General features: G+C 68.8%; 14 protein-coding genes. 5 read left to right on the top strand and 9 right to left on the bottom strand.

The annotated features are described in order from the left end of the window. The 5 genes from miaB to LAO51_15410 form a co-directional block, all read left to right on the top strand. The coding region (gene miaB / locus LAO51_15390) for a tRNA (N6-isopentenyl adenosine(37)-C2)-methylthiotransferase MiaB (GenBank protein ID MBZ5640129.1) at window positions 1-1,230 on the top strand (1,230 nt) is incomplete at its 5' end. Between the two features lie 109 nt (window positions 1,231-1,339). After that, window positions 1,340-1,825 carry a bifunctional nuclease family protein gene (locus LAO51_15395; protein ID MBZ5640130.1) on the top strand — a complete coding sequence of 162 codons (486 nt, stop codon included), beginning with the start codon at window positions 1,340-1,342 and terminating at the stop codon, window positions 1,823-1,825. A gap of 304 nt (window positions 1,826-2,129) precedes the next feature. Continuing rightward, on the top strand, window positions 2,130-2,885 hold the full coding sequence (locus tag LAO51_15400; GenBank protein ID MBZ5640131.1) for an AAA family ATPase: 756 nt from the start codon (window positions 2,130-2,132) through the stop codon (window positions 2,883-2,885). Window positions 2,886-2,913: 28 nt separating this feature from the next. Beyond that, entirely contained in the window at window positions 2,914-3,822 is a 909-nt protein-coding gene (locus tag LAO51_15405) for a ParB/RepB/Spo0J family partition protein (GenBank protein ID MBZ5640132.1), read from the top strand. A 166-nt stretch (window positions 3,823-3,988) separates the two neighbouring features. Then, window positions 3,989-6,406 carry an LptF/LptG family permease gene (locus LAO51_15410; GenBank protein MBZ5640133.1) on the top strand — a complete coding sequence of 806 codons (2,418 nt, stop codon included), beginning with the start codon at window positions 3,989-3,991 and terminating at the stop codon, window positions 6,404-6,406. Between the two features lie 17 nt (window positions 6,407-6,423). Here the strand turns inward: LAO51_15410 and LAO51_15415 are convergent, their stop codons facing one another. The 9 genes from LAO51_15415 to LAO51_15455 all read right to left on the bottom strand — a co-directional run. Further along, complete coding sequence (locus tag LAO51_15415) at window positions 6,424-9,474, bottom strand: tetratricopeptide repeat protein (protein MBZ5640134.1); 3,051 nt, start codon at window positions 9,472-9,474, stop codon at window positions 6,424-6,426. A 40-nt stretch (window positions 9,475-9,514) separates the two neighbouring features. Continuing rightward, entirely contained in the window at window positions 9,515-10,666 is a 1,152-nt protein-coding gene (metK, locus tag LAO51_15420; protein ID MBZ5640135.1) for a methionine adenosyltransferase, read from the bottom strand. A 121-nt stretch (window positions 10,667-10,787) separates the two neighbouring features. Next, window positions 10,788-14,291 (bottom strand): DNA polymerase III subunit alpha, encoded by a 3,504-nt coding sequence (gene dnaE / locus LAO51_15425; protein ID MBZ5640136.1) that lies wholly within the window; start codon window positions 14,289-14,291, stop codon window positions 10,788-10,790. A 2-nt stretch (window positions 14,292-14,293) separates the two neighbouring features. Further along, window positions 14,294-15,844, bottom strand: a complete 1,551-nt coding sequence (gene guaA / locus LAO51_15430; GenBank protein MBZ5640137.1) for a glutamine-hydrolyzing GMP synthase — start codon at window positions 15,842-15,844, stop codon at window positions 14,294-14,296. Then, on the bottom strand, window positions 15,841-16,905 hold the full coding sequence (gene holA, locus LAO51_15435; protein MBZ5640138.1) for a DNA polymerase III subunit delta: 1,065 nt from the start codon (window positions 16,903-16,905) through the stop codon (window positions 15,841-15,843). The genes guaA and holA overlap by 4 nt, the downstream gene beginning before the upstream one ends. After that, window positions 16,905-17,441: a hypothetical protein gene (locus LAO51_15440; GenBank protein MBZ5640139.1), complete on the bottom strand. Its 537-nt coding sequence runs from the start codon at window positions 17,439-17,441 to the stop codon at window positions 16,905-16,907. The genes holA and LAO51_15440 overlap by 1 nt, the downstream gene beginning before the upstream one ends. Beyond that, complete coding sequence (gene nusB / locus LAO51_15445) at window positions 17,438-17,875, bottom strand: transcription antitermination factor NusB (GenBank protein ID MBZ5640140.1); 438 nt, start codon at window positions 17,873-17,875, stop codon at window positions 17,438-17,440. Before nusB ends, LAO51_15440 begins: the two co-directional genes overlap by 4 nt. An 11-nt stretch (window positions 17,876-17,886) precedes the next feature. Further along, entirely contained in the window at window positions 17,887-18,354 is a 468-nt protein-coding gene (gene ribH, locus LAO51_15450; protein MBZ5640141.1) for a 6,7-dimethyl-8-ribityllumazine synthase, read from the bottom strand. A gap of 103 nt (window positions 18,355-18,457) precedes the next feature. Then, window positions 18,458-18,982, bottom strand: a 525-nt coding sequence (locus LAO51_15455) for a sugar kinase (GenBank protein ID MBZ5640142.1), incomplete at its 5' end; no start/stop codon positions are given.

Consider the following 18,982-nt stretch of genomic DNA (forward strand, 5'->3'; position numbering starts at 1 on the left):
CTCGGCGACGCCGACGTGATCCTGCTCAACACCTGCTCCGTTCGGGAGAAGGCGGCGGAGAAGTTCTTCTCCGAGCTCGGTCGGCTCAGGGGGTGGAAGCGCGGCCGCCCCGAAACGGTCCTGGGGGTGTGCGGATGCGTCGCGCAGGATCAGGGTGTCTCGATCCTCGATCGCGCTCCCCACGTCGACTTCGTGCTGGGTCCGAGGTCCGCCGTGGGAACGCTGCCTGACCTGCTCCGGCGGCTCCGCTCGGGGGACGAGTCGGCGCGGCACACCGTGGACGTCGAGGTCCGCGACGATTCGATCCTCTTCCCCTTCGAGCGGATCCGCCGCGAGGGGGAGGGGAGCGGCAAGGCCTACGTGACCGTGATCGAGGGATGCAATCACCGCTGCTCCTTCTGCATCGTTCCGAGGACCCGGGGTCGCGAGAGCTGCCGCGATCTCGACGACGTGCTCTCCGAGGTCCGAAGCCTCTCCGCGCGCGGCGTGCTCGAGGTGGAGTTCCTCGGCCAGACCGTGAACGCCTACCGCGATGGAGCGGGCAGGACCCTCGGCGACCTGCTGCGCGCCGCGGCGGAGATCGACGGGATCGAGCGCATCCGCTTCACCACGTCCCACCCCGCGCAGATGACCTCCTCGCTCGTCGAGGCGATGGCCGCCGCCCGTCCGAAGCTCTGCCCGTACCTCCACCTTCCTTTCCAATCCGGATCGTCCGAGGTGCTTCGCGCGATGCGGCGGGGATACGATCGCGAAGGCTACCTCGAGCGGATCCGGCAGGTGCGGCGGCGGATCCCGGAGATGTCGTTCGGCACCGACGTCATCGTGGGCTTTCCCGGCGAGGGCGATCCCGAGTTCCTCGAGACGCTCGAGCTCCTCGACGCGGTGCCTTTCGACACGGTGTATTCGTTCGCCTACTCGCCGCGGCCCGCCACCTCGGCGCTCGCCCTCGGGGATCCGGTTCCGCAGGAGGTCAAGCTCCTTCGCCTGACGACCCTCCAGGCGCGGCAGAAGCGGGTCCAGGAGGTGCGGAACGCGGCGCGGGTCGGCGAGATCGTCGAGGTCCTCGTGGAGGGACCGAGCCTGAGGAACCCGACGGAGTGGAGCGGCCGAGCGCCCGACAATAGGGTGGTGAACTTCTCGGGGGACGTTGCTCCGGGCCGGCTCGTGCGCGTCGAGGTCGACCGCTCTTCGGCCTTCTCCCTTTACGGTCACGCCGCCGGCTCCGCTTGACCACGGCGGAAGTCGGCATGTATATTCCTGGGGCTACCGGGCGTTTCACCCACCAGGGCGGCGACTGCGGGATCCCGGCGGGGCGGTTTCGGCACCCGGGGAGGAATCGATGCCGGTCGAGATGAAGATCAAGGGCCTGATGATCGACCCGGTCTCGAACATGCCCATCATCATCCTCCGCAAGCCCGACGGGGATGCCGTCCTGCCGATCTGGGTCGGGATCTTCGAGGCCAACGCCATTGCGATGCAGATCGAGAAGATCCAGTCCCCGCGTCCGATGACCCACGACCTCCTGTGCAACGTGATCCACGACCTCCACGCCCGGGTCGAGAAGGTCGTCATCACCGATCTCAAGGACAACACGTTCTTCGCGACGATCCACCTCGTCCGCGACTCCGAGCGGCTGGCCGTCGACGCCCGACCCAGCGACGCGATGGCCATCGCCCTCCGGCTTGGCGCGCCGATCCTCGTCGAGGAGTCCGTCCTCGATCGCTCGTCCGTCAGCGGCGAGGACCGCGACGTCGACGAGACCGAGCGCCTGCGCCGGTGGCTCGAGCAGGTCGACCCAGGAGAACTCGGCAAGTACGAGATGTGACCGCGGCCTGGCTGTGACGCGGTTCCTAGCCCAGGCAGAGTCGCACTCCGGTTTTGCCGACATTATTGTCGGCACGTCGCACGAACCGGTCTCGGATCCACCAAGAACCCCGCTTGACAACATTCGTCCCCCCCGGTAAACTCCCTTTTCCTGAACGCCACCGCAAGATCTTGTGTGATTTCCGGGCCGCTGCCCCACATTGCGTCATGACCCGTCCTGCTTCGATGAGCCGAACTCGACCGACTGACCGAGTCGTTTCTCTGCACAATGAACGCCGTGCGCGTGCGAGGACTCCATGGCGGCCATGACGCTCGCGATCGCGAACCAGAAGGGCGGTGTCGGAAAGACCACGACCGCGATCAACCTCGCCGCCGCGCTCGCTCAGAAGCACCTGAAGACCCTTCTCGTGGACCTCGATCCTCAGGGGAACGCGACGCTCTCCTTCGTCGATCCCAACACGGTCCAGGCGTCGGTCTACGACCTTCTCGTTGAGCCGAATATCGGGGTCCCCGAAGTCGTGCACAATACCGACAGCCCCGACCTCGACATCCTGCCCGCGCGCATTTCCCTCGCCAAAGCCGAGGTCAAGCTAGTGGGGGAGTACGACAGCCACTTTCGTCTCAAGGACAAGCTCGATCCGTACCGCGGACTCTACGAGTACATCGTGATCGACACCCCACCGACACTCGGGATCCTGACCGTCAACGCCCTGGTCGCCGCCACGCACCTGATGGTTCCCATCCAATCGTCGTACTTTGCCCTCGAGGGGACGGACGACCTCCTCGAGACCTACCAGAAGATTCGATCCCGGCCCAATCCCAACCTGCAGTTCCTCGGCGTCGTGATCACCCTTCACGATCGGCGGACCGTCTTGTCGCGCGACATCAAGCGCCGGATACGCGAGGTGTTCGGCGAGAAGGTCTTCAAGACCACGATCTCGAAGAGCGTGCGCCTCGAGGAGAGCCCCGCATACCGCCAGAGCATTTTCACGTTCGCCCCGAGCTCGACCGGGGCCATGGAATATTACAGCCTGTCCGAGGAGGTGATCGGCCGTGTCTAAGTTCCGCGGTCTCCCGGAAGAGAAGCACATGCGTCACGATACGCATTTCGTCGAGGAGGTCACGTCCGGACGCACCGAGTCCATCGGCCGCATGGTCGAGGTATCGAGGATCGAGCCGAATCCCAACCAGCCGCGAAAGGAGTTCGGTGACCTGACCGACCTCGTGGCCTCGATCAAGGAGAAAGGGATCTTGGAGCCCATCCTCGTCCGGGGACACGGGGCCAAGTATCAGATCATTGCGGGAGAGCGCCGCTTCCAGGCCGCGAAGATCGCGGGGCTCCGAAGCGTCCCGTGCGTCGAACTGGACGTCGATCTCCGGGGCATGCTCGAGATCTCCCTCATCGAGAACCTCCAGCGGAAAGATCTCCACGCGTTCGAGGAGGCCGAGGCCATCCAGAGCCTGACCGACCAGTTCAGGTATACGCACGAGGAGATCGCTCGAAAGCTCGGGAAGTCGCGGCCGGTGATCACCGAGACGCTGAGCCTCTGTCGGATTCCGGAGGGTGTCCGGGAAAGATGTCGGCAGGCCGACATCACGAGCAAGTCCATGCTCCTCCAGATCGCGCGGCAGGCCGACGGCGACGCCATGGACAAGCTCATCGACCAGATCAGCGGCGGCGGAATGACGAGGGAGGAGGCCCGCCGGTTCAACAAGGGAGAGTCGGCTCCAGGGCGCCGGCCCAGGAGGTATACGTTCCGCTACAAGCCCGAGGGAGATGCAAGCTTTCAGTTCAGCATGACGTTCGACAGGCCCAAGGTCGAGAGGACCGAAGTCATCGAGCGGCTCAAGGCGATTCTGCAGTCTCTGATCGAGGATGAGTTGTCGAGCGGTGGGGAGCTGCTGAGCGCAGACACGCGCCAGGGAGACGAAGCGGGTATTAGGCCGGGCGCCGAGCTGAGCGGGTCCGAGGCAGTTGGGGGTCAGGCGGACGATTGATGCGATGGGCCAGCGATTGGGGCGCGCTCCCGTGCTTTCGCCCTATTTGAGTTTACATAATATACCTTATCGGACGTTGCAGCGGTCGGGCAGCCGGGCTGCCCACGCCGCCTCTGGGGTTCCCCCACCGTTGACAGACCCCTAGCCGCTTCCTAGACTCCACCGAATGCCCAAGACGACTCGCCTCACGCTGCACGTCCTCTCGGAGTTCGTCGCCCCGACCTTTCTGGGCCTGAGCATCTACGGCTTCGTCCTCCTGATGAATGCGTTCCTCTTGGTCGCCCGCCTGGCGCTCTCCAAGAACCTGAGCTTCTCCGTCGTTCTTCGCCTCTTCTCCTTCGAGATACCCCAGCTGCTCGTGCTCGCCATACCCATGGCCACCCTGCTGGGGGTGCTCATCGCCTTCGGTCGCCTCTCGGCGGACCACGAGATCGTGGCGATCCAGGGCGCCGGTCTCGGCCCCTGGTTCCTGCTCCGCCCGGTCCTGATCCTCGGCATCCTCATGAGCCTCGCCTCCTTCGCGATCTACGCGGTGGTGGTCCCGCGGACGAGCTATGCGTCCCGGATCCTGAACTCGGAGGTCCTCCTGACCGGGAGCATGGCGACGAACCTCAGCCCCCGCAATTTCTACAGCGAGATCCCCGGTTACGTCCTCTTCGCGGACGACATCCGCGCGGGCGGAGAGGGGCGCCTGGATGGCGTGTTCGTTCACCAAGCTCAGGGCGAGGGCGGTGAGAGCTACACCTTCTTCGCGCAGGACGGCGATCTCTTCCAAACCCGGGACGGCTCGGGAAGACTGATCGCGGACCTGAGGAAGGGCGTCTGTCACGTTTACAGAGAGGATCGGCCTCAGAGTTACCGGTTCTTCGGGTTCGACCGGTACCAGGTCCCGATCGAGCCCCCTCCCTATCTCAAGGCCCTTTCGAGCCCGCCGCCTCGCGCGATTCAGAACATGGCATTCACCGAGCTCTTTCCCGAGCTCAAGCGCGCGCGCGAGACGAAGGAGCAGGCCATTCGCGAGTACCGGAGCCGCGCGACCCGGATCGAGATTCACCAGCGCCTCGCGCTCCCCTTCACGTGCCTGCTCTTTGCACTCCTCGGGATGCCACTCGGCATGACCCGCGCGCGGTCCGGTAAAGGCGCGAGCTTCGCGCTGAGCATCGCGGTGACCCTGGTGTACTGGATCGTCTTCACCTCGGCCCGAGATCAAGCGCTCCAGGGACGGGTTCCCGCGTTCGTCGGAGTCTGGTCGGGCAATCTCGTGACCGCCGCATGGACAGCCTGGGCGTTCTTCAGGATGCGGAGTGGAGCACGGGAGGAGTCATGGATCTGGAGGATCCGATCGGCCTCAGCGACTCTCGCCGCCCGCGTCCTTCGCCGCAAGGGCGCCGCAGGTCCCGGGCCCGGGGTCGGTCAGCGGGGCTTGCCCGCCCCTCCGACCGAGTGGGCCGGGAGCGCCTCCCCCTACCGGCTCGTGGGACTCGTCGACCGCTTGGTGGCGGTCCACTACCTCCGAGTGCTCGCGTACTCTCTCCTTTCCGCTTACGTCGTGTTCGCGGTAGTCGACCTCAAGGACCTCCTCGACGGCGTCCTCCAGCAGCATCGTTCCGTCTGGATGGTCCTCGACTACTTCAAGTACTTCGCCCCCGGAAAGCTGCCGTTGATCCTGCCGGTGGCCTGCCTGGTCGCCGGAGTCGTCGCGTTCACCCTTCTGGGCCGGAGCGGCGAGCTGACCGCGATGAAGGCCAGCGGGATCAGCATGCGGCGCGCGATCGTACCGGTCCTCCTGGCCACCTTCGCGCTCTGCGTCGCGCTATTCCTCGTGCAGGACCAGATCGCCCCGATCACGAACCAGAGGGCCCAGGAGGCGAAGGATCGCATCCAGGGCAAGCCGCCCCGGACCTACGGCCTCACGATCGGGGGTCGTTGGGTGTTCGGTTCCGGAGGGACCAATCTCTATCACTACCGTCTTTACGATCCCGACCACCAGACCTTTCAGGGCCTGAGCGTGTTCAAGCTGGATCGCGCGGCGCCCAAGGTCCTCGAGCACCGGTTCGCGAGCCTCGCGAAATGGGACGGCAAGTCTTGGGTGATGGAGCGCGGCTGGCTACGGACATTTCCGGCCGACAAAACGGTCGGCACATTCAGAACCTTCGAAGGAGACGAGCGCTGCGACCTCGACCCGCCCGAGAACTTCGCCCGCCGTGAGATCACGCTGAACGTCGGCGGCGATCTGCCGGACCAGATGAGCCTCGTCGACCTCGGGAAGCAGATCACTTCCCTTCGCGACAGCGGCTACGACACGACGCGGCTCAAGGTCGCGTTCTACTCGAAGCTCGCGCAGCCGGTGACGCCCCTCGTGATGGTGCTGCTCGGACTGCCCTTCGCGTTCCAGGTGGGCCGGCGCGGCTCCCTCTACGGGATCGGGGTCGCGCTCGTGCTGGTCATCGTCTACTGGGCCACCTTCGCGATCTTCAACGCGCTCGGGTTCGAGACCGTCCTCCCGCCCTTCCTCGCCGCCTGGGCCCCGAACATCCTCTACGGCCTCCTCGGCTCGTACCTCCTCCTCTTCATCGGGACCTGAAGCCGCCCCCGTCGCGATCAACGGGGAGGCGCGCCCGTCCGGCTCTCGAGCTTGTCGACGACGGCCCGGATTTCCTTTTGCGAGGGATCGACGGCCAGCGACGCCTTGAAGGCCTGGATTGCATCCCTGCCACGTCCCATCCTGCGCGCCGCCTCGCCGTACGCATTGAGCAGAAGGGTGTCGCGCCCCGTCGAGAGGCGCCTGGCCTCGTCGAGTCGGGCGAGGGCCGAGGGATTGTCCCCCGCCCCCAGGTCGAGGACTCCGAGCTGGAGGAGCGCGGTGGCCCTCGATTTGGGGTCCGAGAGCGCCTTCTCCAGTTGCCGGCGGGCGGCCGAGTTGTTCCCCCGGTGGCGAAGCACCAGCGCCATGTTGATCCTGGCGTCGCCGTAGTTCGGGTCGAGGACGAGAGCCTTGCGCAGCAGTTCCTCGGCCAAATCGAGTTTTCCCGCCGCCAGCTCCAGACCGGCCAGATTGTTGAGCGGCGAAGGGTAGCGCGCGTCCGCCGCCGCGGACCGCTTCCACACGTTCCGGGCTCGCTCGAGATCCCCCGTCGCGTAGAAGAGGCTCCCGAGATTGTTCAGCACCACCGCGTGGTTCGGCGACTTCGCGAGTGCGCGGTCGTACAGGTCGATGGCCCGCTTCATCTCGCCGCGGTCCTGGTAAACCAGGGCGAGGTTGTTGTACGCCCCCATGTAGTACGGATCCGCCTCGATCGCCTTCTGGTACCAGTCCTCGGCCTCGTCGAGGCGCCCCGCGGCGCGTGCGAGGTTGCCGAGGTTCGTTCGCGGCTCCGCGGCGTCGGCATCGAGGTCCGTGGCCTCGTGGAACAGATCGCTCGCCTCCCTGCCCTTCCCCTTCTTCTGCAACACCAGCCCGAGCGTGTTCACCACGTCCGCGGCGCCGGGCTCGACCTCGAGGACTTGCCTCAGGCGCTTCTCGGCGTCGTCGAGGTCGCCCAGATCCAGGAAGAGCTGTCCCAGCTGCTGGCCTGCCGCGCGCCGGGTCGCGGTGAAGGCCAGGGCCCGCTCCAGCGTCTTCCTCGCCTCGTCCGTCCGATGCTCGAATCGGAGCAGCGTTCCGAGATTCACGAGGATCACGGGCTGGTCGGGCTGGTCCTTGAGAGCGGCCCGGAACTCCTTCTCCGCCTCGGACCGTTTTCCTTGCGCCAGCAGCGCGATCCCGGTGTTGTTGCGCGTGGTCACCCGCACCGGCTTGTCCTCGGTGCTCCCGAGGTAGCCCAGACTGCGGAGCTTCTCGCGGAGCTCGGCCGCCTCCGGGTCCGAAGGGCTCGCCTCGCCGCCGCCCGCCGCCATCGCGAAGGCGGGTGCGTCCTCGCGGTACCTGACCGGGTGCGCCTTGAGAAACGCCGGATCGATCGCGTCGGAGAGCACCGCTCCCGGCCACGGGCGCGGCACCGGCTGGCCGAACAGCGCGAGGACCGTCGGCGCGATGTCGTAGATGCCGGTCTCGCCGAGACGGGTCCCGGCCCGGATGTGCTCGCCTGCGAGCACGAGCACGCCGAAGCGCCGGTGCCAGTCCGCGGCGGGACCGTGTCCGATCCGGGAGTCGGTGGTGAGCGGGCGGGAGGCGTCGCTCGCGAACCCGTGGTCCGAGAGGACCATGATCGTCCAGCCCTTCTCCCGTCCCTCGAGGAGCAGCCCGATGTCGCGATCCATCGCCTCGTAGTAACGATCGACCACGGCGTGGAACGACTCGAACCGCTTCGGCTCGACGCCGGCGAGCTTCGGCGGCCGGTACGACATGAAGAGGTGCCCCACCGTGTCGGTCCCCTCGAAGTAGACGGACTCGAACCGGGGCGCGTACTTCGAGCGGAGGGCGAGGGTCACCCTGAGATACGTCTCGGTGGAGGCCAGGAGCGTCCGGAAGTCGTCCAGCAGCTTGGTCTCGTCCGCGTCGAATTCCTCGGGGCGCCGCCGAGGGCCGTCGAGATAGGCCAGCACCGTCTCCCAGCCGATCTCCGACGGCTTCACGATCCGGCGCCGAACCTCGGCATCGTAGAGATCCGCCGGCCAGGTCTTACCCGCCGCCCGCCCCGGGTCCGGATCGAGGCCGAACAACTGGTAAGCCACCCGGTCGGTGACCATGAAGCCGTCGAGGGGACCCGCGGGCCAGGTCGCCCACCAGCCGACGACACCGACCTCGACGCCCGCGCCCGACAAGAAGTCCCAGATCGAAGGGACCCTTCGCTGGGCGGAGGTCACCGGCTGGCCCTCCCCTCCCGCGGGATCGGGGACGAGGAAGTCGAGGACTCCGTGGGTCGCGGGATTGACCCCGGTCGCGATGCTGGTCCAGACCACCGGGGAGAGCGCGGGGCTGATGGTCAAGAACTTCGAGCGGATCCCGCGCTCGATCAGCCGTGCGAGGTTGGGCATCTTCCCCTGCCGGAGCAGAGGATCGAGGATCGCCCAGTCCGCGCCGTCGAGTCCCAGGACGAGGAGCTTCGTCTCGGACGCGGCGGGGAGCGAGGCTCCCTTCGGCACGGTCAGAAGAACGGCGCCGCCGAGGGTCAGGCGCCTGAGGTCGACGCCGCGCAGACCGAGGGCGCGCCCGAACTCCGCCTCGAACCGCGACTGGACGCTCTGTGGGATCGGCTCGCGGACGTCCCAAGGTCCGAGAGCGCGCACCGTGGCCCGGAGCGCGTCCGACAGGACTCCCTGTAGCCCGGCGCCCCCCGCGGCCTTCGCGGCGGCGAGCCAACCGTCGTCGCGGATCACGACCGCGGCGCGTCCCACGAGGCCGAACAGGGTTCCATCCGGCGCCTCGAGCCGAGCCGCGTCGGCGCTCGGTAGCGGGACCTCCACGAGATTTCGCGGAAAGCGCTGGAACCGGTAGAGCCCCGGCGGCACGACGACCGTCGGACCGGAGACCTTGCGGGGCGCTCCCAGGAACCGGGACTCGACCACCCCGAACTCGAACGCGGGGTCGATCCTCCGCACGCCCGCGCCCAGCCACCCCGCGGTCGCCAGGACGGCGGCCGAGACGGCGGCCGCCCCGATCGCGTGGCGCCTCAGCCACCCTCGGGCGGGCCGGCCCTCCGCGCCCTCCATCGCCCTTCTCCCTCAGGCCGCCGACCGACGCGGCCGGGACTCAGGCACCGGCGTCGCGACGGAGCCCGTCCGCGAGCCGCGTCGACTCCCAGGTGAAACCCGCTTCCCGGCGCCCGAAGTGGCCGTACGCCGCGGTGGCTCGGTAGACGGGCCGCCTCAGTTCGAGGTGCTCGATGATCCCCTTGGGCGTCAAGGGGAAATGCTCGCGAATCAGGGCGACGATCCGGTCCTCTCCGGCGCGGCCGGTGCCAAAGGTGTCGACGGCCACCGAGACGGGGTCGGCGACGCCGATGGCGTAGGCGAGCTGGACCTCGGCGCGGTCGGCGAGACCGGCGGCGACCACGTTCTTCGCGATGTAGCGGGCCATGTAGGACGCCGAGCGATCCACCTTGGTCGGGTCCTTTCCCGAGAACGCGCCGCCGCCGTGGTGTCCCATGCCGCCGTACGTGTCCACGATGATCTTCCGTCCGGTGAGACCCGTGTCTCCCTGCGGTCCGCCGATCTCGAAGAGGCCCGTGGGATTGACGTGGAACTTCGTCTTGGAGTCCAGCATCTCCTTGGGGATCACCGGCCGCACGACGGATTCGATCACCGACTCCCGGATCCTCCCGTGCGGGACCCCCTTCGCGTGCTGGGTGGAGACGACCACGGCTTCCACGCGCACCGGCCGATCCCCCTCGTACTCCACCGTGACCTGCGACTTGCCGTCGGGCCTCAGGAAGTCGAGGACCGCCTGCTTGCGGCAGTCGGCGAGCCGGCGGACCAGGGCGTGCGCGAGCGTGATCGGCAGCGGCATCAGGTCTTCGGTCTCGCGGCAGGCGTAGCCGAACATCATCCCCTGATCGCCGGCGCCCCCGGTGTCCACCCCCTGGGAGATGTTCGGGGACTGCTCGTCGATGGCCGCCATGACGGCGCAGGACTGCGCGTCGAAGCCGAACATCGCGTCGTCGTAGCCGATCTCGCCGATCGTCTTCCGCGCGACCTTGGGCAGGTCCACGTAGACGCTGGTCGTGATCTCGCCGGCGATCAGGCAGAGGCCCGTGGTCAGGAGGGTCTCGCAGGCGACCCTGCCCGTCGGGTCCTTCTCGAGGATCGCGTCGAGCACCGCGTCGGAGATCTGGTCCGCGATCTTGTCGGGGTGCCCCTCGGTCACCGACTCGGACGTGAACAGATGCCGTCCCTTGAATCCCATGCCCACCTCTCGTCCAAGGAGCCGCGTTCGCCGTGCGAATCCGCGCGATCGCGCGTGAGGCCCGCGCGTCGGCCCTTCCCGCGGGGAAAAGAGGGCATGCTACCATCCCGTTCCCCGAGGTTCAACGTGCGCTTCGGGCCCGGTAGCGCACGGCCCCGGTGCCGACGACGGCCTCGAGGGCTTCCTGGAGCGCTCTCGACGGTGCCACCCTGAGGGACGGCTCCGCTCGGGCCACGAGTCGGAACGAGCCGGGCCGCACCACCTCGAGGTACAGCGGAACGTCCCCGCGATGCGCCGCGACCGCCTCCCTCAGCCTCGCGACGACGTCGTCGTCCAGCTCGGCGGCCACCAGCCGGAGCTGCACCGCCTCGGCGCGACGCTCGCGGAGGTCTTCGAGCGGCACGATCTGGTCCGCCGTGATCCGGACCCGGTCCTCGTCCACGTCGAGTCGTCCGGTCACGAGGATCGAGCGGTCGTTCTCCAGGATCGCCTGACAGGCGTCGTAGGTCTTGGGGAAGACCATCACCTCCGCCAGTCCCTCCAGATCCTCGACGTGCATCGAGGCCCACCACGAGCCCTTCTTCGACTTGCGGCGCTTCAGGTCGGTGATGATGCCTCCCAGCGCGACCTCCGTGCCGGAGCTCCCCTCCTTGAGGTCCGCGGTGGTGTGCGTTCCGAAGTCCCGCAGCAGATCCCGGCAGCTCTCGAGGGGGTGGCCGGTGACGTAGAAACCCAACGTGGCCTTCTCGTGGCCGAGACGGGTTCTCTCGTCCCAGTCGGGAAGATCCGGGAGCGGGAGCTGGGCCTCCGCGGCGCCGACCCCGTCCCCCCCGCCGAAGAGGCTGGTCTGGCCGGCCTCCCGCTCGGCTCTCCGCCGCTGCCCGAACTCGATCGCGGCGTCCACCGCGGCATGGAGCTGGCTTCGACGCCCCCCGAACGCGTCGAGCGCCCCGGATTGCACCAGGGCCTCGAGGACGCGCTTGTTCACGAGGCGGAGGTCGACCTCGGCGCAGAGGTCGAGGAGCGAGCCGAAGCGCCCCCTTCGCTCCCGCACCTCGAGGATCGAGCGGATCGCCGCCTCCCCGACGTTCTTGATGGCCGAGAGACCGAAGCGGATCGAAGCGTCCTCCACCGTGAAGTCGAGCCCCGAGGAGTTCACGTCGGGCGGCACGACCCTGATCCCCATCTCCCGGCACTCGTTCACGTACCTGACGAGCTTGTCGGTGGTCCCCTTCTCGCTGGTGAGGAGCGCGGCCATGAAGTGCACGGGGAAGTGGGCCTTGAGCCAGGCGGTGCGATAGGCCACGAGGGCGTACGCCGCCGAGTGGGACTTGTTGAAGCCGTACCCGGCGAAGTACTCCATCAGGTCGAAGACCTTCACCGCGTCGTGGAGCGGGATCTCCTGCCCCGTGGCGCGATCCAGGAACTTCTGCCGCTCGGCGGCCATCACCTCTTTCTTCTTCTTCCCCATCGCGCGGCGCAGGATGTCCGCTTCCCCCAGCGTGTAACCGGCCATGCGTGAGGCGATCTGCATGACCTGCTCCTGGTACACGACCACCCCGTACGTCTCCCGCAGGATGTCCTCCAGGAGTGGATGGGGATACTCGACCCGCACCTTCCCGTGGCGGCGCTTGATGAAGTCGTCGATCAGCCCGCCGCCGATCGGCCCCGGCCGGTAGAGCGCGTTCAGCGCCACCAGATCCTCGAAGCGGTCGGGCTTCAGGTGGCGGAGGATCTCCTGCATGCCGCTCGACTCGAACTGGAAGATCCCCGAGGTCTTCGCGCGGGAGAACAGCTCGTAGACCGCCGGGTCGTCCAGGGGGAGCCGGTCGATGTCCGGCCGGGACCCGGTGTGCGCCTCGATGGAGTCCTGCGCGTCCGAGATGAGCGTCAGCGTCTTGAGGCCGAGGAAGTCCATCTTGAGGAGGCCGATCTCCTCGATGTCCCCCATCGCGAACTGAGTCGTGATCTCGTCGTTCCCCCCCCGGTACAGCGGCGCGAACTCCACGATCGGCCGCGGGGCGATCACCACCCCCGCGGCGTGGGTCGAGGCGTGCCGGACCAGTCCTTCGAGCCGCTTCCCGACGTCGAGGAGCTGGCGGACGGTCGGCTCGTTCTCGTACGCCTGCTTGAGGGCCGGCACCTCCGCCATCGCCCCCTCGATGGTCACCTCGACGCCGGGCCGCTGGGGGACCATCTTGGCGATCCGATCGACGTCGGCGTACGGGATGTCCAGGCCTCGTCCCGCGTCCCGGATCACAGCCCGGGCGGCCATGGTCCCGAACGTGATGATCTGGGCGACGTTGGCGCGGCCGTATTTCTCGGTCACGTAGTCGATGACCCGGTCGCGGCCTCTGAAGCAGAAATCGATGTCGATGTCCGGGAGGCTGATGCGCTCGGGATTCAGGAACCGCTCGAAGAGCAGCCCGTACTGCATCGGGTCGATGTCCGTGATCCGCATGCAGTACGCCACGAGGGAGCCGGCGGCGGAGCCCCGCCCCGGGCCCACCGGAATGCCTCTCTCGCGCGCGAACCGGATGAAGTCCCAGACCACCAGGAAATAACCGGCGAACCCCATCTTGCGGATGATCGCGACCTCGCGCTCGAATCGCTGCCGGTAGTCCGGGAGGCCGTGGCGGAGCCTTCCCGCGTCGATCTCGACGCTCCATTCCCCCGCCCGCTCCTCGAACCCGTCGCGCGCCACCTTGACGAAGTACCCCTCGAGGTCGTGCCCCTCGGGCACCGGGAACGCGGGGAGCTGGTGCGGCTGCTTCTCGAAGGCGAAGCCGCAGCGGCCGGCGACGGCCAGACTGTTCTCCACCGCTTCCGGAGCCCAGGCGAACCGCTGCGCCATCTCCTCCTGGGTCTTCAGGTAGTGCTGCTCCGAGTAGCGGATCCGCTCCTCGCTCTTCACCGTCTTCCCGGTCTGGATGCAGACCAGCACGTCGTGCGCGAAGTGGTCCTCCGGCAGCAGGTAGTGGCAGTCGTTGGTGGCCACCAGCCCCACGCCGAGCTCCCGGGAGAGGCGCACCAGCCCCTCGTTCACCTTCGCCTGCTCCTCCAGGCCGTGGTCCTGCATCTCGAGCCAGAATCGCCCCTCGCCGAAGAGATCCCGGAGCTCCCCCGCGGCGGCGAGGGCCAGGTCGTAGCGGTCTCCCCTGAGGCGCGACGGGATCTCGCCGGCGAGGCAGGCCGAGAGCGCGACGAGCCCGTCGGAGTGCTCCTTCAGGATCTCGCGATCGATCCTCGGCCGGTAGTAGAACCCCTCCAGGAAGCCCGCCGTCGCCAGCCGGATGAGGTTCCGGTACCCGGCGTAGCTCTCGGCGAGCAGGATCAGGTGGAAGTACGGCTTGCGTCCCGCGCCGGCCTGCTGCGGGCTCCGGTCGAACCTGGAGCCCGGCGCCACGTACGCCTCGATGCCGATGATCGGACGGACGCCGTGCCGCGCCGCCTTGCGCCCGAACTCGAGCGCCCCGAAGAGGTTCCCGTGGTCCGTGATCGCCAGGGACGTCTGGCCGTCCTGGGACGCCCGCGCGAGCATCTCGTCGATCCGCTGCGCGCCGTCCAGCAAGGAGTAGGTCGTGTGGTTGTGGAGGTGGACGAACCGCGGCCCGCCGGACGCCATGGTCACTCCCACTCGATGGTGCCGGGGGGCTTGCTGGTCACGTCGTAGACGACCCGGTTGACCCCTCGCACCTCGTTGACGATGCGGCTCGAGACCTGCGCGAGGAGATCCGCCGGCAGCCGCGCCCAGTCCGCGGTCATGAAGTCGGAGGTCTCGACGGCCCTGAGCGCGACCACGTTGTCGTAGGTCCGGCCGTCGCCCATGACGCCCACGCTGCGGACCGGGAGGAGGACGGCGAACGCCTGCGCGACCCGGTCGTAGAACCCCGCCGCGCGCAGCTCCGCGATGAAGATCGCGTCCGCCTCCTGGAGAAGCGCCACCCGCTCCGCCGTGACCTCGCCCAGCACCCTCACCGCGAGTCCGGGCCCCGGGAACGGGTGCCGCCCCACGAATGCGGGGTCGAGCCCCAGGTCCTGCCCCACGCGCCGCACTTCGTCCTTGAACAGATCGCGCAGAGGCTCCACCAGGGAGAGGCGCATCCGGGCCGGTAGCCCTCCCACGTTGTGATGCGTCTTGATGGTGGCCGACGGTCCCTTGACCGAGGCGGACTCGATCCGGTCCGGATAGATCGTCCCCTGTGCGAGGAACTCCACGTCGCCGACCTCGCGCGCCTCCTCCTCGAAGACTTCGATGAACGTCTCGCCGATGATCTTTCGCTTGCGCTCGGGGTCCTCGACCCCTTGGAGCCTGGCGAGGAAACGCCGCGAGGCGTCGGCGCACCGGACGTGCAGGCGGTAGCGCTCCCTGAAGTCACGCAGCACCTGCTCCGCCTCCCCCTTCCTCAGGACGCCGTTGTCCACGAACACGCACACGAGCCGCTCGCCGATGGCCCGGTGGAGCAGGAGCGCCATGACCGCCGAGTCCACGCCTCCCGACAGGCCGCAGATCACCTTCCGATCGCCCACGGTGCGCCGGATCTCGGCCACCGCGTCGTCCACGAACGACGCGATCGTCCAGTCGCCCCGGCAGCCGCAGGCGTCGAACAGGAAGTTCCGGAGCATCTCCCGCCCGTGCTCGGTGTGCGCCACCTCCGGATGGAACTGGACGCCGAAGAGCCGCCGCTCGGGATCCTCGACGGCGGCGAGCGGGGCGTTCGTCGTGGACGCCACCGCGCGGAACCCGGGCGCCGGCTCGAGAACCCGGTCGCCGTGGCTCGCCCAGACCTTCTGATCCGCGTCGAGACCGCGGAACAGGAGCGAGGTGTCGGGCGAGGCGACCCGGATCGTCGCCGGACCGTACTCGCGGCTCATCGACCCCTCAACAACGCCGCCGAGCCGGAACATCATGAGCTGCATCCCGTAGCAGATCCCCAGGACGGGGACCCCGAGCTCGAACAGCCCGCGCTCCACCCGGGGGGCTCCCTCGCCGTAGACCGAGTCCGGCCCGCCCGAGAGGATGATCCCTCGAGGCGACTTCGATCCGAGCTCCGCCACCGGCACCGAGAACGGGAGGATCTCGCAGTACACCCCGAGCTCCCGCACCCGCCTCGCGATGAGCTGGGTGTACTGCGCACCGAAGTCGAGGATCAGAACCGTCTCGTGCGCGCCGCTCATCGTCCCTCCCGGCCCGCGCCGGAGGAGCGAAAGGTGAGATCCTCCGCCAGCGACTCGACGACGATCCGCGGTTCGATCCCGCGGCTCTTCAGCGTCCGGTCGGCGCGCAACAAGCGGCCCGGGAGCGCCAGGAGGTCGTCGAACGGCCAGCGCTCGAGCCCGGCGAGGAGCCGCTTCGCCGGAACACCGGTCCAGACCGTCCGCGCGGCGTCCTCCGGCCGCGCCCCGGCCTCGAGGGCGGCCTTCACCTCCAGCATGCCCCTGAGGCGCCACGCGAGCCCCCCGAGCGTGCGGAGCGCGGGCTCGCCGGCCTCCGCGAGACGTCGCGCCGCGGTCAGGGCCAGGACGGGATCCCGCGCCAGGATCGCGTCCGCGAGCTCCCACCCCGAGAGGGTCCCGCCGCCGACCGCGACCTCCCGCGCCTCGCTCAGGCTCACGGCGCCCCTCGAATCGCCTCCGCGCCAGTCGCGGATCTTGTCCAGCTCGCTCGACACCCGGTGGAGGTCGCCCGCGGCCATCTCCACCACGAACTCGATCGCCGCGGGGTCGAGCGAGAGACCGCGCTCGCGCGCGAGCTCCGCGGCCTCCCGAACCACGGCCGTCGTCTCCTCCGGTCCCGCGGGCCGGAAGGCGAGGACGCGCCCCGCCTCGAGCATCTCGCGGTGGAGCGCTCGCCGCGCGTCGAGCCTGGGGGCCCGGACGATCAGGAAGCTCGAGGCGGGCGGCGCCGACGCGTACTCCGCGACCGGCCCGGGCTTGCCCTCGAGGGACTCGACGTCCCGGACCAGGACGACGCGCCGGGGCGAGAACATCCCCGCGGAGCGGGCCGCGGACACCACGCTTCCCACGTCCACCCTCCGCTCCCCGAAGACCGTGAGCTCGAGATCCGCGGTCCCGCCGGGCGCGAGGGAGGAAAGCAGGGCCCGCTGTGCGGCGTCGAGGTGGAAGAGATCCTCGCCGGTGAGCACGACGAGTCCCGGCGGCCATCCCCGCGCGATGTCCTTGAGGACCGCCCGCAGGGCGACTCCGCCCCACGGGCCCTGGGCGCCACGCCCCGCCATCAGAATCCCTCGAACATCGAGTTGACGAGCGCCTGGGCCGCCCCCTGCGCGATCTGATCCAGCGCGAGGTTCTCCTGGAGCACCTCGGCCTGCACGTCGTACTGCTCGCGGAACACGAGACCCGACTGGCTCCAGAGCACGGTCTCGGACGAGAGATCGCGGAGCGTGGCCTGGATCGTCACCACCGTCTCGAGCCGGGTCGCGCGCCCTTGAGCGTCGAGCTGGACCGGGCTCGACCGGTACTCGCTGACCGCGCCTTCGAGGAGCGCGTCGGCGTGCGCCCGGTCGGACACGACCTTGTAATGGCCGCGCTTCGTCAGCTCTCGCGCGACCTCCTCGGTCACCCGCTGCTCGATGTCCGGACGCTGGGTGCGGTTCTCGAACGGCGAGACCATGATCACGCGGATCCGCTCGGGAAGGAACGTGTTTCTCCCGGAGAGTTTGTACCCGCAGCCCGGCTGGGCGGAGACCACCGCAGCGACGAGGAGCCCCGCGATGACTCCGGGCCGCCGCCCCGCCTGCGAGCGCCCTTTCACCGCCCGTCCTTCCGGGGCGAGATCTCGCCCCTCTCGACCCGCTTCCGCACCGCGTCCAGGATCCCGTTGATGAACGCGCCCGACTCCTCGCTGCCGAACTTGCGCGCGACCTCGATCGCCTCGTCGATGGCCACGACCGGCGGGATCTCCGCGTCGAACAGCATCTCGTACACCGCCATGCGCAGGACGTTGCGGTCGACCACGGCCATCCGCTCGATCCGCCAGTGCTCGGCGGAGCCGGCCACCACATTGTCGAGGAAGAGCCTCTCGCGGGCCACCCCCCTCACCAGCGCCTCCGCGAACGCCCTGAGCTCTTCCGGCGCCTCCTGGCCCGCCCAGAAGAGCCCGAAGACGTCCTCGGGCGGCCCGCCGGCCAGGTCCATCTGGAAGAGCATCTGGAGCGCGCACTCGCGGGCGCGCCTTCGCTGGCCCAAGGTCGAAGCCCCTACGCCAGCTGGCGGTAGAGGCTGACCATCTCCACCGCGGCGAGGGCGGCGTCCCAGCCCTTGTTCCCGGACTTGGCGCCGGCGCGGTCGATCGCCTGATCGAGGCTGTCCGCGGTCACGACGCCGAACGCCACCGGGACGCCGGATTGGAGGGCGGTCTGCGCGAGCCCCTTGGCCACCTCGGCCGCCAGCACGTCGAAGTGCGGCGTCTCTCCCCGGATCAGCGCGCCCAGCGCCACCACCGCGTCGAACTTCCCCGACCCGGCAAGGCGGGCGGCGGCCTGCGGCAGCTCCCAGCTTCCCGGGACGCGCACGATGGTGCGCGCGTCGGCTCCGGCCCCGTGCCTCTCGAGGCAGTCCTCCGCGCCCGCCAGCAGGCGCGTGGCGACGAAGTCGTTGGTCCGCGACACCAGCAGCGCGAACCGCATCCCTTTCGCGTCGAGCTTCCCTTCCATGACCTGCGCCATGCACCGCCTCCCGGGGACACCACGACTTCGCGCCGGCCCATCCGGTGCGGAAGCGGGAGTATAGGAAGCGGCGTCTCGGGGTGTCAAGGAGGCGGGCGCGGTCTCAGTCGGGATACGGGCCGAACTCCGTCAGGCGGCGGAACGCGTCGTATCGCTCGTGGATCTCCGCGGGCGTGAGGCGAACGAGCCGGTCCAGCGAGAAGTCCTCGACCTGGAACGACGCCATGACCGACCCTGCGACCGCGGCCCGGCGGAAGTCCCCGGGTCCCAGGCCGCCGGTCATCGCGAGGAACCCGAGGAATCCCCCCGCGAACGTGTCCCCCGCCCCCGTGGGGTCCACCACCCGGCGCACGGGGAACGCGGGGATCGCGAACGTCTCCCCAGCGCCGAACACGGCGACCCCGTGCTCCCCCCGCTTCACCACGACCACCGGGGTGCCTGCCGCCCGAACCGCGTCCGCGGCCTCGACGACGTTCTTCCGGCCCGTGAGCTGGCGGATCTCGCCGTCGTTGATCAGCAGGACGCGGACCCGCGGCAGCAGGCGCCGCAGCGCCTCCGGTTTCGAGGAGATCCAGTAGTTCATCGTGTCCGCGGCGACGAGCGATCCTCCCTTCACCTGCTCCAGGAG

The organism is Terriglobia bacterium (assembly GCA_020073205.1).
GTDB lineage: Bacteria > Acidobacteriota > Polarisedimenticolia > Polarisedimenticolales > JAIQFR01 > JAIQFR01.

What these genes read in the sequence shown, in the direction of transcription:
- LAO51_15395 (MBZ5640130.1), top strand. Translation starts at nt 1,340, where the DNA reads ATGCCGGTCGAGATGAAGATCAAGGGCCTGATGATCGACCCGGTCTCG.
- LAO51_15400 (MBZ5640131.1), top strand. Translation starts at nt 2,130, where the DNA reads ATGACGCTCGCGATCGCGAACCAGAAGGGCGGTGTCGGAAAGACCACG.
- LAO51_15405 (MBZ5640132.1), top strand. Translation starts at nt 2,914, where the DNA reads ATGCGTCACGATACGCATTTCGTCGAGGAGGTCACGTCCGGACGCACC.
- LAO51_15410 (MBZ5640133.1), top strand. Translation starts at nt 3,989, where the DNA reads ATGCCCAAGACGACTCGCCTCACGCTGCACGTCCTCTCGGAGTTCGTC.
- LAO51_15415 (MBZ5640134.1), bottom strand. Translation starts at nt 9,474, where the DNA reads ATGGAGGGCGCGGAGGGCCGGCCCGCCCGAGGGTGGCTGAGGCGCCAC.
- metK (MBZ5640135.1), bottom strand. Translation starts at nt 10,666, where the DNA reads ATGGGATTCAAGGGACGGCATCTGTTCACGTCCGAGTCGGTGACCGAG.
- dnaE (MBZ5640136.1), bottom strand. Translation starts at nt 14,291, where the DNA reads ATGGCGTCCGGCGGGCCGCGGTTCGTCCACCTCCACAACCACACGACC.
- guaA (MBZ5640137.1), bottom strand. Translation starts at nt 15,844, where the DNA reads ATGAGCGGCGCGCACGAGACGGTTCTGATCCTCGACTTCGGTGCGCAG.
- holA (MBZ5640138.1), bottom strand. Translation starts at nt 16,905, where the DNA reads ATGGCGGGGCGTGGCGCCCAGGGCCCGTGGGGCGGAGTCGCCCTGCGG.
- ribH (MBZ5640141.1), bottom strand. Translation starts at nt 18,354, where the DNA reads ATGGCGCAGGTCATGGAAGGGAAGCTCGACGCGAAAGGGATGCGGTTC.